Consider the following 16049-nt stretch of genomic DNA (forward strand, 5'->3'; position numbering starts at 1 on the left):
TCGCGGCCGTCAGCGTCGTCTTGCCATGGTCGACGTGACCGATCGTGCCGATGTTGCAGTGCGGCTTTGTCCGCGCGAATTTCTCCTTGGCCATCCCAGTATGCTCCGTACGAAATAGGGGGTGACGTTATGGGCTAGTGACGGGCTGCGGGCGTGGCCGATCAGGCCAGCTTCGCCCGCACCTCGTCCGCGACCGCCTGCGGAACAGGCTCATAGTGGTCGAACTGCATGGTGTACTGCGCCCGGCCCTGGCTCATGGAGCGCAGGGTGTTCACATAACCGAACATGTTCGCCAGCGGGACCATGGCATCGACCACGCGGGCGTTGCCGCGCTGGTCCATGCCGCTGACCTGGCCGCGACGGCTGTTCAGGTCGCCGATGATGTCGCCCATGTAGTCTTCCGGGGTCACCACCTCAACCTTCATGATCGGCTCAAGCAGAACCGGACCGGCCTTCGCGATGCCTTCCTTGAAGGCGGCACGGGACGCGATCTCGAACGCCAGCACGCTGGAGTCCACGTCGTGGTAGGCACCGTCCGTCAGGGCGACCTTCACGTCCACCACCGGGAAGCCGGCGAGCACGCCGGTATCCATGGCGGACTTCAGGCCCTTTTCGACGCCCGGGATGTACTCACGCGGCACCGAGCCGCCGACGATCGTGTTCTCGAACAGGAAGCCCTCGCCGCGCTCCTGCGGGGAGAAGGTCAGCTTCACGCGGGCGAACTGGCCCGAACCGCCGGTCTGCTTCTTGTGGGTGTAATCGACCTCGGCGGTCTTGGTGATCGACTCGCGGTAGGCGACCTGCGGGGCGCCGACATTGGCGTCGACCTTGAACTCGCGCCGCATGCGGTCGACCAGGATCTCCAGGTGGAGTTCGCCCATGCCCTTGATCACGGTCTGGCCGCTCTCGACGTCGGAGGTGACGCGGAACGACGGATCCTCGGCGGCAAGGCGGTTCAGGGCGACGCCCATCTTCTCCTGGTCGCTCTTGGTCTTCGGCTCGACCGCGACCTCGATGACCGGATCCGGGAATTCCATGCGCTCCAGGATGACCGGCTTCAGCGGGTCGCACAGCGTGTCGCCCGTGGTCGTGTCCTTGAGACCCGCGATGGCGACAATGTCACCGGCCCGCGCCTCTTTCACGTCCTCACGGTTGTTGGAGTGCATGAGCAGCATGCGGCCGATGCGCTCGCGCTTGTCCTTCACGGTGTTCATCACCGAGGAACCGGTCTCCAGAATGCCGGAATAGACGCGCACGAAGGTCAGCGAGCCGACGAACGGGTCGTTCATGATCTTGAACGCCAGGGCCGAGAACGGCTCGTCGTCGGACGACTTGCGCTTCATCTCGGTTTCGCCGTCGACGGAGACGCCCTTGATCGACTCGACGTCGGTCGGGGTCGGCAGGTAGTCGACGACGGCGTCGAGCAGCGGCTGCACGCCCTTGTTCTTGAAGGCGGAGCCCAGGAACACCGGCACGAAGCTGTTGGTCAGCACGCCCTTGCGGATGCAGGCGCGCAGAACCTCCTCGGACGGCTCCTCGCCTTCCAGATAGGCTTCCATCGCGGCGTCGTCCATCTCGACGGCCAGCTCGACCAGCTTCTGGCGGTACTCCGCCGCCTGGTCGGCCATGTCGGCCGGGATCTCCTCGATCTCGAACTTGGCGCCCAGGGACTCGTCCAGCCAGCGGACGGCCTTCATGGTCACCAGGTCGACCAGACCGACGAAATCGGACTCGACGCCGATCGGCAGCTGCATGACCGCCGGCGTGGTGCCCAGGCGATCGACCATCATCTTCACGCAGCGGAAGAAGTCGGCACCGATGCGGTCCATCTTGTTGACGAAGCAGATGCGCGGCACGCCGTACTTGTCGGCCTGGCGCCACACCGTCTCGGACTGCGGCTCCACGCCGGCGACGCTGTCGAACACCGTGACGGCGCCGTCCAGCACGCGCAGGGAGCGCTCGACCTCGATGGTGAAGTCCACGTGGCCCGGGGTGTCGATGATGTTGATGCGGTAGTCGCGCCAGAAGCACGTGGTCGCCGCGGACGTGATGGTGATGCCGCGCTCCTGCTCCTGCTCCATCCAGTCCATGGTGGCGTTGCCATCATGCACTTCGCCGATCTTATAGGACCGGCCGGTGTAGAACAGAATACGCTCGGTCGTGGTCGTCTTGCCGGCATCGATGTGGGCCATGATGCCGATATTGCGATACATTTCGAGCGGATGGGTGCGGGGCATGACTCGCGTCCTCGTCGATTTGAGGTTCCGGCCGCAAGGGTCACGGCCGCTTATATAAACGGAACGGGCCGGTCTATACGCCAGCCCGTCCCCAGATGCCAGTGGCAGTTACCAGCGGTAGTGAGAAAACGCCTTGTTGGCGTCGGCCATGCGGTGGGTGTCTTCCCGCTTCTTGACCGCGGTGCCGCGGTTCTGGGCCGCGTCCTGCAGCTCGCCGGAGAGCCGCTGGACCATGGTCTTCTCAGAGCGCTTGCGCGCGGCATCGATCAGCCACCGGATGGCCAGGGCCTGGGCGCGCTCGGGGCGCACTTCGACCGGAACCTGGTAGGTGGCGCCACCGACACGGCGGGAGCGGACCTCGACATGCGGCTTCACATTGTCCAGGGCCTCATGGAAGGTCCGGACCGGCTCACCGCCGGCACGCTTCTGCAGGACGTCGAACGCACCGTAAACGATGCCCTCGGCGACCGAGCGCTTGCCGTCGTACATCAGGCAGCTCATGAACTTGGAGACGACCTGGTCCCCAAACTTGGCATCCGGCAGAACCGGACGCTTTTCCGCGCGGTGGCGACGCGACATTCCTGTTACTCCTTACTTCGGGCGCTTGGCGCCGTACTTCGAACGACGCTGGCGACGGTCCTTCACGCCCTGGGTATCGAGCGTGCCGCGAATGATGTGATAGCGCACACCCGGCAAGTCCTTCACGCGACCGCCACGGATCATGACGACCGAGTGCTCCTGAAGGTTATGGCCTTCACCCGGGATGTAGCTGATGACCTCGTACCCGTTGGTCAGACGCACACGGGCGACCTTACGCAGAGCGGAGTTCGGCTTCTTCGGGGTGGTCGTGTACACGCGCGTGCACACCCCGCGCTTCTGCGGGCACGCCTGCAGGGCGGGAACCTTGTTCCGTGCAACAGGAACCTTACGACCCTGGCGGATCAGCTGATTGATCGTCGGCATGCGTCGACCCTCTTAACCACAAACACAAACCCCTCCATGGGGAGTCCCATGGGGGCGGTTCGCCTGAACCATGCGCCACAAGACGGGACCCGCCGCGACGCTTCTCATATTCGACTCTTCGTGCGGTGACCGCGTTCAAGTCACTCGGGAAGGGACCGCCACCGGCGGCAAACCCGAGGGAACAGCTGGGCCCCCGTTTCAAAGTGCGCGGATACTATTGATGCACTCTGCGGGGGTCAAGCGGATAATCGGCCCAACAGATCGAGCCGATTTCACCGTCACATTCGGATATTCCAGGAACGTAAATTCCCGGAATACCTAGAGCACGATCGGTTCGGATCAAAGCGATCCGAACCATGAATCGCGCTCTAGTTCATTGAAGCTAGAGAAAATCCACGTCCCCAGATGTTTCCATCTGATCGTGGTCTTCTCTAGCTTTGCTTCCGAGAAATCCCGGCCGCTTATTCGGCGGCCGTGACCTCTCCCTCGGACGGCAGATGCGCCGCCTCGTCCTCGCTTGCCGCCGGAGCCGGCGCCAGCGCGCGGTCCCGATCGGCGGCGATACGGCGCAGGCGATTCATCACGCTGCCCGTGCCGGCCGGGATCAGACGGCCGACGATGACGTTCTCCTTGAGCCCGTCCAGGCTGTCGTGCTTGCCGGAAACCGCCGCCTCGGTGAGGACGCGGGTGGTCTCCTGGAACGACGCGGCGGAGATGAACGACTTGGTCTGCAGCGACGCCTTGGTGATGCCCTGGAGCACCGGCTTGGCCACGGCCGGACGGAGGTTCTCCGCCAGGGCCTTCTCGTTGGCCTCCTCGTACTCGTCGCGATCGATGGTCTCGCCGAGCAACAGGGTGGTGTCGCCGGCCTCCATCACTTCGACCTTCTGCAGCATCTGGCGAACGATCACCTCGATGTGCTTGTCGTTAATCTTCACGCCCTGCAGGCGGTAGACCTCCTGGATCTCATTGATGAGATAGTCGGCCAGGGCCTCGACACCCATGATGTTCAGGATGTCGTGCGGGACGCGCGCCCCGTCGAGCAGCATGTCACCCTTCTGCACGAAGTCGCCCTCGTGCACCGCCAGGTGCTTGCCCTTCGGGATCATGTACTCGACCGGATCCGCGCCTTCCTCGAGCGGACGGACGATCACCCGGCGCTTGGTCTTGTAGTCCTTGCCGAACTCGACCCGGCCGTCGCCCTCGGCGATGACCGCGAAGTCCTTCGGACGACGGGCCTCGAACAGCTCGGCCACGCGCGGCAGACCACCGGTGATGTCGCGGGTCTTCGACGACTCGCGCGGGATACGCGCCAGCACGTCGCCGGCCTTCACCTGGGCCCCGTTCTCGACCGACAGGATGGCGTCGACCGACATGAAGTAGCGTGCCTCCAGCCCGTTGGCGAGCTGAACCACCTCGCCGGCATCGTCCCGCAGGGTGACACGCGGCTTCAGGTCGTTGCCACGCGGCTGCTGCTTCCAGTCGACCACGACGCGGGACGAGATACCCGTCGCCTCGTCGGTGACCTCGCGCATGGAGAGGCCGTCCACGAGATCGACGTAGTGGGCGACACCCTCGCGCTCGGTGATGATCGGAATGGTGTACGGATCCCACTCCGCCATCTTCTGGCCCGGCTCGACCATGACACCGTCATCGACCAGGAGCTTGGCCCCGTACGGCACGCGGTGGCGTGCGCGCTCGCGGCCCTGCTCGTCGGCCAGGATGATCTCGGTGTTGCGGCTCATCACCACCAGAATGCCGTCGGAATTGGTGACGACGTTGCGGTTGTGCAGCTTCACCTGGGCGCCGATCGAGGCCTCGACCGTGGACTGCTCGGCGCCACGCTGGGCCGCACCGCCGATGTGGAACGTCCGCATGGTGAGCTGGGTGCCCGGCTCGCCGATCGACTGGGCGGCGATGACACCGACCGCCTCGCCGATATTCACCGGCGTTCCGCGCGCCAGATCACGGCCGTAGCAGGCCGCGCAGACGCCCGGATGGGTCTTACAGGTCAGGACCGAGCGGATCAGCACCGAGTCGATGCCGGCCCGTTCGACCGCCTCGACCAGCGCCTCGTCGATGATCTCGCCCTTCTTGACGACCACGTCGCCGCTGAGCGGATCGAGGACGTCCTCCAGGGTGGTGCGGCCGAGGATGCGGTCGCCGAGATTCTCGATCACCTCGCCGCCGTCGATCACCGCGCGCACGGTCAGGCCGCGCTCGGTGCCGCAATCGACTTCGGTGATGATGCAGTCCTGGGCCACGTCGACCAGACGGCGGGTCAGGTAGCCCGAGTTCGCCGTCTTGAGCGCTGTGTCGGCCAGACCCTTACGGGCACCGTGGGTCGAGTTGAAGTACTCGAGCACGGTCAGGCCTTCCTTGAAGTTCGAGATGATCGGCGTCTCGATGATCTCGCCCGACGGCTTGGCCATCAGGCCGCGCATGCCGGCGAGCTGCTTGATCTGGGCGGCGGAACCACGGGCACCGGAATGCGCCATCATCCACACGGCGTTCACCGGGTTGATGCCGTCGTCTTCCTTAATGACCGCCATCATCTCTTCGGCCACCTGATCGGTGCAGCGCGACCAGACGTCGACGACCTTGTTGTACTTCTCGCCCTGGGTGATCAGACCGTCGAGATACTGCTGCTCGAACTGCTTGACCTCCTCGTTGGCCTGATCGACGAGGCCCTGCTTGGCCTCGGGGATGACCAGATCGTCCTTGCCGAACGAGATGCCCGCGCGGCAGGCGTGACCGAAGCCGAGGCCCATCAGGCGGTCGGCGAAGATCACCGTCTCCTTCTGGCCGCAGTGGCGGTACACCATGTCGATGACGTTGGAGACTTCCTTCTTCGTCATCAGTCGGTTGATCATCTCGAAGCGCAGCTTCGGGTTGTCCGGCATCAGCAGCGCCAGCTTCAGGCGGCCCGGCGTGGTCTCCACGCGCTTGGTCACCTTCTCGCCGTTCTCGTCATAGGTCGTGACGCGGGCCTTCACCTTGGTGTGCAGGTTGACGGCACCGGTATCGACCGCGTGATCGACCTCGGCCGGATCGGCGAAGGCCATGCCCTCGCCCGGCTGGTTGTTGCGCTCCATCGTCAGGTAGTACAGGCCCAGAACGATGTCCTGGGACGGCACGATGATCGGCTTGCCGTTGGCCGGGCTCAGGATGTTGTTGGTCGACATCATGAGCACGCGGGCTTCGAGCTGGGCTTCCAGCGACAGCGGCACGTGGACCGCCATCTGGTCGCCGTCGAAGTCGGCGTTGAAGGCGGTGCAGACCAGCGGGTGCAGTTGGATCGCCTTGCCCTCGACCAGCTTCGGCTCGAACGCCTGAATGCCGAGGCGGTGCAGGGTCGGCGCCCGGTTCAGCATGACCGGGTGCTCGCGGATCACCTCTTCCAGGATGTCCCAGACCTCGGGACGCTCCTTCTCGACCATGCGCTTGGCGGCCTTGATGGTGCTCGCCATGCCGTAGAGTTCGAGCTTGGAGTAGATGAACGGCTTGAACAGCTCCAGCGCCATCTTCTTCGGCAGGCCGCACTGGTGCAGCATCAGGTCCGGACCGACCACGATGACCGACCGGCCGGAATAGTCGACTCGCTTGCCGAGCAGGTTCTGACGGAAGCGGCCCTGCTTGCCCTTCAGCATGTCGCTGAGCGACTTCAGCGGACGCTTGTTGGCGCCGGTGATGACGCGGCCGCGGCGGCCGTTGTCGAACAGGGCGTCGACGGCCTCCTGCAGCATGCGCTTCTCGTTGCGCACGATGATATCCGGCGCGCGAAGCTCCATCAGGCGCTTCAGGCGGTTGTTCCGGTTGATCACCCGGCGGTACAGGTCGTTCAGATCGGAAGTCGCGAAGCGGCCGCCGTCCAGCGGGACCAGCGGGCGCAGTTCCGGCGGAATGACCGGCACCACGTCCAGGATCATCCACTCCGGACGGGAGCCGGATTCCTGGAACGCCTCGATGATCTTGAGCCGCTTGACCAGCTTCTTGCGCTTGGCCTCGGAGCCGGTCTCGCGCAGCTCGACGCGCACGGTCTCCTGCTCGACTTCCATGTCGAGGCGGGAGAGCATGGTCTTCAGGGCCTCGGCGCCGATCTGGGCGGTGAAGGCATCCTCGCCGTAATCGTCCTGCGCCTGGTAGTACTCCTCCTCGCTGAGGAGCTGCTTCTCCTTCAACGGCGAGAGCAGCGGGTCGGTGACCACGAAGTTCTCGAAGTACAGAACCCGCTCCAGGTCCTTCAGGGTCATGTCGAGCAGCAGACCGATGCGGCTCGGCAGGGACTTCAGGAACCAGATATGGGCGACCGGCGACGCCAGGTCGATATGGCCCATGCGCTCGCGGCGCACCTTGGAGAGCGTGACCTCGACGCCGCACTTCTCGCAGATGATGCCGCGGTACTTCATGCGCTTGTACTTGCCGCACAAGCACTCGTAATCCTTGATCGGGCCAAAGATCCGGGCGCAGAAGAGACCGTCGCGCTCCGGCTTGAAGGTCCGGTAGTTGATGGTCTCCGGCTTCTTGATCTCGCCGAACGACCACGACTTCACGCGATCCGGGCTCGCGATCGAGATCTGGATATTGTCGAAGCTCTGCGGGCCGCTCGGCTGACCGAAGATGTTCACCAACTCGTTCATCGAAGCACTCCTCGCGCCACTGGCGCTGTTTGCGGATCCGGGCGTCCCCGGACCTTCAGACCGACCCCGGCCCCCGGGACGCTATCCGCGGGGGCCTGTAGGCCAGCAACTACACCGATGCGGCCGCCTTCGCGGCCGCCGCCGGCGTCAGTACTCCTCCTGGTTCAGCTCGACATTCAGGCCGAGCGAACGCAGCTCCTTCACCAGAACGTTGAAGGATTCCGGAATACCGGCCTCGAAGTTGTCGTCGCCTCGGACGATGGCTTCGTAGACCTTGGTACGGCCGGAGACGTCGTCGGACTTCACCGTCAGCATCTCCTGCAAGGTGTAGGCTGCGCCGTAGGCTTCAAGGGCCCAGACCTCCATCTCACCGAACCGCTGACCGCCGAACTGCGCCTTACCGCCCAGCGGCTGCTGGGTGACGAGGCTGTACGGGCCGATCGAACGGGCATGGATCTTGTCGTCCACCAGATGGTGCAGCTTCAGCATGTAAATATAGCCGACTGTCACCCGGCGGTCGAATTGCTCGCCCGTCCGGCCGTCCCACAGATCGACCTGACCGCTCGACTCGAGACCGGCACGCTCCAGCATCCCGACGATGTCCTCTTCGCGGGCACCATCGAACACCGGGGTCGCAAACGGCACACCGCGCCGCAGGTTGCGGGACATCTCGACAATCTCGTTGTCCTGCAACGGATCGATCTTCTGACTGTACTCGTCGTCAGAATAGATGCCCTTGAGCTTGTCGCGCAGGTCGCCTGCCCGGGTGTCCTTGCCCATGTTCTCGAGCATCTCGCGGATCTGACGGCCAAGACCGGCCGCCGCCCACCCGAGGTGGGTCTCCAGGATCTGCCCGACATTCATGCGCGACGGCACGCCCAGCGGGTTCAGCACGATGTCGACGGCGGTGCCGTCGTCCAGATAGGGCATGTCCTCGATCGGGTTGATCTTGGAGATGACGCCCTTGTTGCCGTGACGGCCGGCCATCTTGTCGCCCGGCTGCAGCTTGCGCTTCACCGCGACGAAGACCTTGACCATCTTCATGACGCCCGGCGGCAGCTCGTCGCCGCGCTGCAGCTTGTCGACCTTGTTGTCGAACCGGTCCTTGAGCTGCTCGATCGACTTGTCGAAATGCTCCTTCAGGCCCTCCAGGTAGTCCATCAGCTTGTCGTCATCGACGACGAACTGGCGCCACTGACCCGGCGTGTACTGGGCGAAGACCTCCTCGGTCAGCTCGCCGGACTTGAAGCCCTTCGGACCGCCGGTGGCCATCTTGCCCATCAGCAGTTCCTTCAGACGGTCGAAGAAGCCACGCTCCAGGATCGCGCGCTCGTCGTCGCGGTCCTTGGCGAGACGCTCGATCTCCGAGCGCTCGATCGCCTGGCTACGCTCGTCCTTGTCGACGCCGCGGCGCGAGAACACCCGCACCTCGACGACCGTGCCGGTCACTCCCGGCGGCACCTTCAGCGAGGTGTCGCGCACGTCGGACGCCTTTTCGCCGAAGATCGCTCGCAGGAGCTTCTCTTCCGGCGTCATCGGCGACTCGCCCTTCGGCGTGACCTTGCCGACCAGGATGTCGCTCGGGTTCACCTCGGCACCGATATAGACGATGCCCGCCTCGTCGAGGTTCTTCAGAGCCTCTTCGCCGACGTTCGGGATGTCCCGGGTGATCTCCTCCTGACCCAGCTTGGTGTCGCGGGCCATGATCTCGAATTCCTCGATATGGATCGAGGTGAACACGTCGTCGCGGACGATGCGCTCGGAGATCAGGATCGAGTCCTCGAAGTTGTAGCCGTTCCACGGCATGAACGCGACGAGCACGTTCTTGCCGAGCGCCAGCTCACCGAGCTCGGTGGACGGGCCGTCGGCGATGATGTCGCCACGGCTGACCACGTCACCCACCGCCACGAGCGGCCGCTGGGTGATACAGGTGTTCTGGTTGGACCGCTGGAACTTCAGCAGCCGGTAGATGTCGACGTTCGACGCCGTGCCTTCCAGGTCCTCGTTGGCCCGGACGACGATACGCTGGGCATCGACCTGGTCGATCACGCCGGACCGCTTGGCGGCGATGGCCACACCGCTGTCGCGGGCCACGGTCGCCTCCATGCCGGTGCCGACATACGGCGCCTCGGCCTGGATCAGCGGAACCGCCTGACGCTGCATGTTCGAGCCCATCAGCGCGCGGTTGGCGTCATCGTTCTCCAGGAACGGGATCAGCGCCGCGGCGACGGACACGAGCTGCTTCGGCGAGACGTCGAGCATGTCGATGTCTTCCGGACGCGCCAGACCGAAGTCGCCGCGCCGGCGGACCGGAACCAGCTCCTCCTCGAACTTGCCGTTCTCGTCGATCGGGGCGTTCGCCTGGGCGATCGTGTAGCGGCCTTCCTCCATGGCGGAGATGTAGCGCACCTCGTCGGTCACCGTGCCGTCGGTCACCTTGCGGTACGGCGTCTCGATGAAGCCGTACTGGTTGACCCGGGCATAGGTGGCCAGCGAGTTGATCAGACCGATATTCGGGCCTTCCGGCGTCTCGATCGGGCAGATCCGGCCGTAGTGGGTCGGGTGCACGTCACGGACTTCGAAGCCGGCACGCTCGCGGGTCAGACCGCCCGGGCCAAGCGCCGAGAGGCGGCGCTTGTGGGTGATCTCCGACAGCGGGTTGGTCTGGTCCATGAACTGAGACAGCTGCGAGGAGCCGAAGAACTCGCGCACCGCGGCCGCCGCCGGCTTGGCGTTGATCAGGTCATGCGGCATGACGGTGTCGATGTCCACCGAGCTCATGCGCTCGCGGATCGCCCGCTCCATGCGCAGCAGGCCGACGCGGTACTGGTTCTCCATGAGCTCGCCGACCGACCGGACACGGCGGTTGCCGAGGTGGTCGATGTCGTCGATCTCGCCCTTGCCGTCCTTCAGATCCACCAGGACCTTGAGGATGGCCAGGATGTCCTCCTTGCGAAGCACGCGGAGCTGGTCGTCGGTCTCCAGGCCGAGACGGGCGTTCATCTTCACCCGGCCGACGGCCGACAGGTCGTAGCGCTCGCTATCGAAGAACAGACCGGCGAACAGGGCCTCGGCAGTCTCCAGGGTCGGCGGCTCGCCCGGGCGCATGACCCGGTAGATGTCGACCAGCGCCTCTTCCCGGGTGGCGTTCTTGTCGAGCGCCAGGGTGTTGCGCATGTAGGCGCCGATGTTCATGTGGTCGATCGCCAGGATCGGCAGCTCGGTCACACCGATGGAGGCCAGGGTCTCCAGCAGGTCGGCGGTGATCTCCTCACCGGCATCGCAATGGACCAGACCGGTGCTCTCGTCGATCAGGTCGGAGCCGACATACTGGCCGATCAGCTGCTCGCTGGTGACGAACATGTCCTTCAGGCCGCCCTCGATCAGCTTGCGCGAGGTGCGCGGCGTGATCTTGTCGCCGGCCTTGGCCACCACTTCGCCCGTGTCGGCATCGACCAGGTCGTCGGTCAGCTTCGCACCCTTCATGCGGTCGGCGTCGAACGGCAGGCGCCAGCCGTCGCCCTCGCGGGTGTAGGTGACCTTGCCGTAGAACGTGCTGAGGATGTCCTCGGCACTCATGCCCACGACCTTGTCGCGATGCACGTCGTCGCCGTTGGCGTGGCATGCCTTGATGTACGCCTCGCTCTGGTCGGAGAGCAGGGCGAGCAGGAGCGTCGTCGCCGGCAGCTTGCGGCGACGGTCGATACGCACGTAGGCGATGTCCTTGGCGTCGAACTCGAAATCGAGCCAGGACCCGCGGTACGGGATCACCCGGGCGGCGAACAGGTATTTGCCCGAGCTGTGGGTCTTGCCCTTGTCATGGTCGAAGAAGACGCCGGGCGACCGGTGCATCTGGCTGACGATGACGCGCTCGGTGCCGTTGACCACGAACGTGCCGTTGGCCGTCATCAGGGGCATGTCGCCCATGTAGACGTCCTGCTCCTTGATGTCCTTGATGGACTTGGAGCCAGTCTCCTCGTCCACGTCCCAGACCACCAGACGCAGGGTGACCTTCAGCGGGGCCGCGAAGGTCAGGCCGCGCTGCTGGCACTCCTCGACGTCGTATTTCGGCTCCTCCAGTTCGTAGCGCACGAACTCCAGCATGGAGCGCTCGGAGAAGTCGCGGATCGGGAACACCGACTTGAAGACTTCCTGCAGGCCGACATCGCCGCGGGCTTCCCCGGCAATGCCCATCTGCAGAAAGGCGTCGTAGGAGCTCTTCTGAACCTCGATGAGGTTCGGCATCGGCGCCACTTCGGGAATGCGACCAAAGCTCCGGCGAACGCGCTTACGACCGGTGAAGGATCCGACTGCGGAAACTGCCATCTTGCGACCTCGACCTCGCGTGTGACCCGCGGACCTTGCAATGTCCGTTGGGCGAAACGGTGACCCCTAACCTCGGCGCATCCGGCAGGAACCCCCTGAGGGGCCTGCGGCGCGTCTTCGGCGGGCAGTCCTCGCCTCGGCCAGGGGTCGGTGCGCCGTCGCTGCGGCGCCCGGCCCCGGGCCGAGAAGAGGAAACGGGTCGGGAGCGGACACGCAGGCGCGCCGCTCCCTTCCCGAACCTTAGCTGGAAATCGAGCCCAATTACTTCAGCTCGACGGTGGCGCCAGCCTCCTCCAGCTTCTTCTTCAGCTGCTCAGCTTCGTCCTTGGAGGCACCCTCCTTGACGGGCTTCGGAGCGCCTTCGACCAGGTCCTTGGCCTCTTTCAGGCCCAGGCCGGTGATGGCGCGGACTTCCTTAATCACGTTGATCTTCTTGTCGCCGGCGGCGGCAAGGATCACGTCGAACTCGGTCTTCTCCTCAGCGGCCGGAGCGGCATCGCCACCACCAGCAGCCGCGGCGACCGCGACCGGAGCAGCGGCGGACACGCCCCACTTCTCCTCGAGCATCTTCGACAGCTCAGCGGCCTCGAGAACGGTCAGCTCGGACAGAGCGTCCACAAGCTTTTCAAGATCAGCCATTTCAATTCACTCCACGTTGGTACTTCTGTTGACAGAGCGGTTCGTCCGCCCTCACTCCGACTGCTCGCTGCGGGCCGCAAGAACCCGGGCGATCTGGCCGGCCGGTGCAGCAAGCACACCAACCACCCGAGACGCCGGGGTCTGCAGGAGACCCACAAGCTTGGCACGCGACTCATCGATCGACGGGGTCTTGGCCAGGGCCTTGATCTCGTCGACGTTGAGTGCTCGTTCGCCCAGGCCGCCACCGACGATGGTGACCTTGTCGTTCTTATTGGCGAACTCAACGATCACCTTCGCCGCCGCCACCGGGTCGGCCGACGTCGTCACCGACGTCGGACCCGTGAAGAGGTCGCTCAGGTTCTCGTAGCGCGTGCCCTGCAGAGCAAGACGGGCGAGCCGATTCTTGGTGACCTTGTAGCCGGCCCCGGCCGCACGAACGTTCGAACGCAGGCCCTCGACCTCAGACACCGTCAGACCCGACTGATGGGTGATGACGACGACTTCGGAGCCCTCGAACGTCGAGCGAAGAGAGTCGACCAAATCGGCCTTTTCGGTTCGGTTCACCTCTTATCTCCGCAATTGGAACCGATGCGCCGCCGTTCTCGTTCGAACGTGGCCCGTCGGTCCGGTTGCACGAAGACGACACTCTCATGCCGCCCCTGTTCGCCTGTCCCAGAAGTCCAACATCGCCGGCTGGGCCGGTATCCGTTGGCGCTCCCGTCTGTACGGGCGAGATTTAAGGCCCCTCCGGATCTCTCCATCGGCGCCGCCCGTAGTCTCGGACAGGTCGGAACGGGATTTCTCCCGTCCCTCACGCCGGCCCGCGGCTGACCGCGGACCGTCGATCTCTTGTGCGCGGCCGCGTCAGGCGGCCGGCTCTTGTGCGCAGCCGCGTCAGGCGGCCGGCGCGGTACCCAGAACGGCGGTGTCGACCTTGATGCCCGGACCCATGGTCGAGCTGACCGACACGCGCTTGATATAGTGGCCCTTCGCACCGGTCGGCTTCGCCTTCTGGATCGCGTCGACGAACGCCGTGGCGTTCTCAACCAGCTGATCCTCGGAGAAGCTCGCCTTGCCGATGCCGGCATGGACGATGCCCGCCTTCTCGACGCGGAACTCCACCTGGCCGGCCTTGGCGGCGGCGACGGCGTCGGCCACGTTCGGCGTGACGGTGCCCAGCTTCGGGTTCGGCATCAGGCCGCGCGGGCCCAGCACCTTACCGAGACGGCCGACGACGGCCATCATGTCCGGGGTCGCGATCACGCGGTCGAAGTCCATGCGACCGTTCTGGATCTCTTCCATCAGATCCTCGGCCCCGACCACCTCGGCGCCGGCCGCGCGGGCCTCGTCCGCCTTGGCGTCCTTGGCGAAGACCGCGACGCGGACGTCCTTGCCGGTGCCGTGCGGCAGCGAGACGACGCCACGGACCATCTGGTCGGAGTGGCGCGGATCCACACCCAGGTTCATCGAGATCTCGACGGTCTCGTCGAACTTGGCGCTGGCCGCACCCTTGATCAGCTTGATCGCCTCGGCCATGCCGAAGAGAGCGGTCCGGTCGAGGTCGCCGTATGCGGCACGAAGACGCTTACCTGTTTTTGCCATGATCGCCTCACTCCACCACTTCGATGCCCATGGAACGGGCGGAACCCTTGATCATCTGAACCGCGCCGTCCATGTCGACGGCGTTCAGATCCGGCATCTTCGCTTCCGCGATTTCCTTGACCTGAGCCAGGGTGACCTTGCCGACCGCGCCCTTGTTCGGGGTCGCGGAGCCCTTGGCCACCTTCGACGCCTTCTTCAGGAAATACGCCACCGGCGGGGTCTTGGTGATGAAGGTGAAGGTGCGGTCGCCATAGGCGGTGATCACCACCGGCACCGGCATGCCCTTCTCCATCTTCTCGGTCGCGGCGTTGAACGCCTTGCAGAACTCCATGATGTTGAGTCCGCGTTGACCGAGAGCCGGACCCACCGGCGGAGACGGGTTCGCCGCTCCGGCCGGGATCTCCAGCTTGATATAGCCGACGATCTTCTTAGCCATCTGTTGCCTTCCTCTATTCGGTCCGTGGTGCGATGCCGCAGGGCTTCGCGGTCATCTTCCACAGGCCGTCCACAAACGAGCCGTTCCGGCCCCGGGCTTGCGCACCGGGATCGAACCCGAACGGGCTCAGGTTTTCTCGACCTGGGTGAATTCCAGGTCGACCGGCGTCGATCGTCCGAAGATCGACACCGCAACTTTCAGACGCGAGCGCTCCTCGTCGACATCCTCGACAAGGCCGTTGAAGGTCGCGAACGGGCCATCGGAGACCCGTACCTGTTCGCCGATCTCGAAGGTGATCGACGGCTTCGGCCGGTCCACGCCCTCGGAGACCTGCTTCAGCAGGCGGTCCGCCTCGGCGTCGGTGATCGGGATCGGCTTGCTCTTGCCGCCCACGAACCCGGCCACCTTCGGCTGCGACTTCACCAGGTGCCAGCTCTCGTCCGTCAGCTCCATCCGGACCAGGATGTAGCCGGGGAAAAACTTGCGCTCCGTGGTCGCCTTCACGCCGCGGCGCATCTCGATCACTTCCTCGGTCGGCACCAGGACCTCGGTGATCAGGTCCTCGAACTCGTGCTGCGCGACCTGCTCGTTGATCGACTGGGCGACCTTCTTCTCGAACCCGGAATACGTCTGCACCACGTACCAGCGTTGTGCCATGTCAGCCTCCGAGTCCGAGTACCAGTTGCACGCCCCAGGCCAGAACCTGGTCGACCACGAAGAAGAACACCGAGGCCAGAAGCACCATGATGAAGACCATCAGGGTGGCCACGGCCGTCTCCTTGCGGCTCGCCCACGTGACCCGCGACACTTCCTGTCGCACCTGGCGCACGAACTGGGCGGGACTCACCTTCGCCATCGTTTCCGCTCTCCGCCGCGCGGTCCCAGGAACATCCCAGGTAGCGCACTGGCACCATTTCCGAACACGTGAATGCGGATGGCGCCCATCGGGTTTCCCGACGGCGCCGCCCGCGAAACATCTCTTATATAGTGGCAGGAGTGGAGGGGCTCGAACCCCCAGCCCCCGGTTTTGGAGACCGGTGCTCTACCAGTTGAGCTACACTCCTAGCCTTGCAAAAGCGTTACCCGCCTCCGCTTACTCGATGACCCCCGGTTACTCGATGACCTTGGACACGACGCCGGCGCCGACGGTGCGGCCGCCTTCGCGGATGGCGAAGCGCAGGCCGTCATCCATGGCGATCGGCGCGA

The 16049-nt window shown here is 64.8% G+C and carries 13 protein-coding genes and 1 tRNA gene; all 14 read right to left on the reverse strand.

The window, feature by feature from the left end; translation table 11 throughout:
- Nucleotides 1-94: GTP-binding protein (locus BLS34_RS24490; protein ID WP_139189472.1), on the reverse strand; the 94-nt coding region annotated here is incomplete at its 3' end.
- Nucleotides 95-161: 67 nt separating this feature from the next.
- Nucleotides 162-2237 (reverse strand): elongation factor G, encoded by a 2076-nt coding sequence (fusA, locus tag BLS34_RS24495; protein WP_093154623.1) that lies wholly within the window; start codon nucleotides 2235-2237, stop codon nucleotides 162-164.
- 108 nt (nucleotides 2238-2345) lie between these two features.
- On the reverse strand, nucleotides 2346-2816 hold the full coding sequence (gene rpsG, locus BLS34_RS24500; RefSeq protein WP_028795262.1) for a 30S ribosomal protein S7: 471 nt from the start codon (nucleotides 2814-2816) through the stop codon (nucleotides 2346-2348).
- A gap of 12 nt (nucleotides 2817-2828) precedes the next feature.
- The gene (gene rpsL / locus BLS34_RS24505; RefSeq protein WP_028795263.1) at nucleotides 2829-3200 is read right to left on the reverse strand and encodes a 30S ribosomal protein S12; all 372 of its coding nucleotides are present in this window, start codon (nucleotides 3198-3200) and stop codon (nucleotides 2829-2831) included.
- 461 nt (nucleotides 3201-3661) lie between these two features.
- Entirely contained in the window at nucleotides 3662-7840 is a 4179-nt protein-coding gene (gene rpoC, locus BLS34_RS24510) for a DNA-directed RNA polymerase subunit beta' (protein WP_028795264.1), read from the reverse strand.
- A gap of 147 nt (nucleotides 7841-7987) precedes the next feature.
- Nucleotides 7988-12166 carry a DNA-directed RNA polymerase subunit beta gene (gene rpoB, locus BLS34_RS24515; RefSeq protein WP_028795265.1) on the reverse strand — a complete coding sequence of 1393 codons (4179 nt, stop codon included), beginning with the start codon at nucleotides 12164-12166 and terminating at the stop codon, nucleotides 7988-7990.
- Between the two features lie 261 nt (nucleotides 12167-12427).
- A complete protein-coding gene (rplL, locus tag BLS34_RS24520; RefSeq protein WP_028795266.1) occupies nucleotides 12428-12805 on the reverse strand; it encodes a 50S ribosomal protein L7/L12 in 378 nt (125 codons plus the stop codon).
- A gap of 51 nt (nucleotides 12806-12856) precedes the next feature.
- Entirely contained in the window at nucleotides 12857-13369 is a 513-nt protein-coding gene (gene rplJ / locus BLS34_RS24525) for a 50S ribosomal protein L10 (protein WP_028795267.1), read from the reverse strand.
- Between the two features lie 330 nt (nucleotides 13370-13699).
- Nucleotides 13700-14407 (reverse strand): 50S ribosomal protein L1, encoded by a 708-nt coding sequence (gene rplA / locus BLS34_RS24530; protein WP_028795268.1) that lies wholly within the window; start codon nucleotides 14405-14407, stop codon nucleotides 13700-13702.
- Nucleotides 14408-14414: 7 nt separating this feature from the next.
- Entirely contained in the window at nucleotides 14415-14843 is a 429-nt protein-coding gene (gene rplK, locus BLS34_RS24535) for a 50S ribosomal protein L11 (protein ID WP_028795269.1), read from the reverse strand.
- Nucleotides 14844-14969: 126 nt separating this feature from the next.
- Complete coding sequence (nusG, locus tag BLS34_RS24540) at nucleotides 14970-15500, reverse strand: transcription termination/antitermination protein NusG (protein ID WP_028795270.1); 531 nt, start codon at nucleotides 15498-15500, stop codon at nucleotides 14970-14972.
- A 1-nt stretch (nucleotide 15501) separates the two neighbouring features.
- Entirely contained in the window at nucleotides 15502-15699 is a 198-nt protein-coding gene (gene secE, locus BLS34_RS24545; RefSeq protein WP_028795271.1) for a preprotein translocase subunit SecE, read from the reverse strand.
- Nucleotides 15700-15831: 132 nt separating this feature from the next.
- Nucleotides 15832-15907 (reverse strand) — tRNA-Trp (locus BLS34_RS24550).
- Nucleotides 15908-15954: 47 nt separating this feature from the next.
- Nucleotides 15955-16049: EF-Tu C-terminal domain-related protein (locus BLS34_RS24555; RefSeq protein WP_139189473.1), on the reverse strand; the 95-nt coding region annotated here is incomplete at its 5' end.

The organism is Thalassobaculum litoreum DSM 18839, assembly GCF_900102465.1.
GTDB lineage: Bacteria > Pseudomonadota > Alphaproteobacteria > Thalassobaculales > Thalassobaculaceae > Thalassobaculum > Thalassobaculum litoreum.

Bases quoted from the DNA above. Each gene is read 5' to 3' on its own strand.
- rpsG (WP_028795262.1), bottom strand. From the start codon at position 2,816: ATGTCGCGTCGCCACCGCGCGGAAAAGCGTCCGGTTCTGCCGGATGCC.
- rpoC (WP_028795264.1), bottom strand. From the start codon at position 7,840: ATGAACGAGTTGGTGAACATCTTCGGTCAGCCGAGCGGCCCGCAGAGC.
- fusA (WP_093154623.1), bottom strand. From the start codon at position 2,237: ATGCCCCGCACCCATCCGCTCGAAATGTATCGCAATATCGGCATCATG.
- rplA (WP_028795268.1), bottom strand. From the start codon at position 14,407: ATGGCAAAAACAGGTAAGCGTCTTCGTGCCGCATACGGCGACCTCGAC.
- rpsL (WP_028795263.1), bottom strand. From the start codon at position 3,200: ATGCCGACGATCAATCAGCTGATCCGCCAGGGTCGTAAGGTTCCTGTT.
- rplL (WP_028795266.1), bottom strand. From the start codon at position 12,805: ATGGCTGATCTTGAAAAGCTTGTGGACGCTCTGTCCGAGCTGACCGTT.
- secE (WP_028795271.1), bottom strand. From the start codon at position 15,699: ATGGCGAAGGTGAGTCCCGCCCAGTTCGTGCGCCAGGTGCGACAGGAA.
- nusG (WP_028795270.1), bottom strand. From the start codon at position 15,500: ATGGCACAACGCTGGTACGTGGTGCAGACGTATTCCGGGTTCGAGAAG.
- rpoB (WP_028795265.1), bottom strand. From the start codon at position 12,166: ATGGCAGTTTCCGCAGTCGGATCCTTCACCGGTCGTAAGCGCGTTCGC.
- rplK (WP_028795269.1), bottom strand. From the start codon at position 14,843: ATGGCTAAGAAGATCGTCGGCTATATCAAGCTGGAGATCCCGGCCGGA.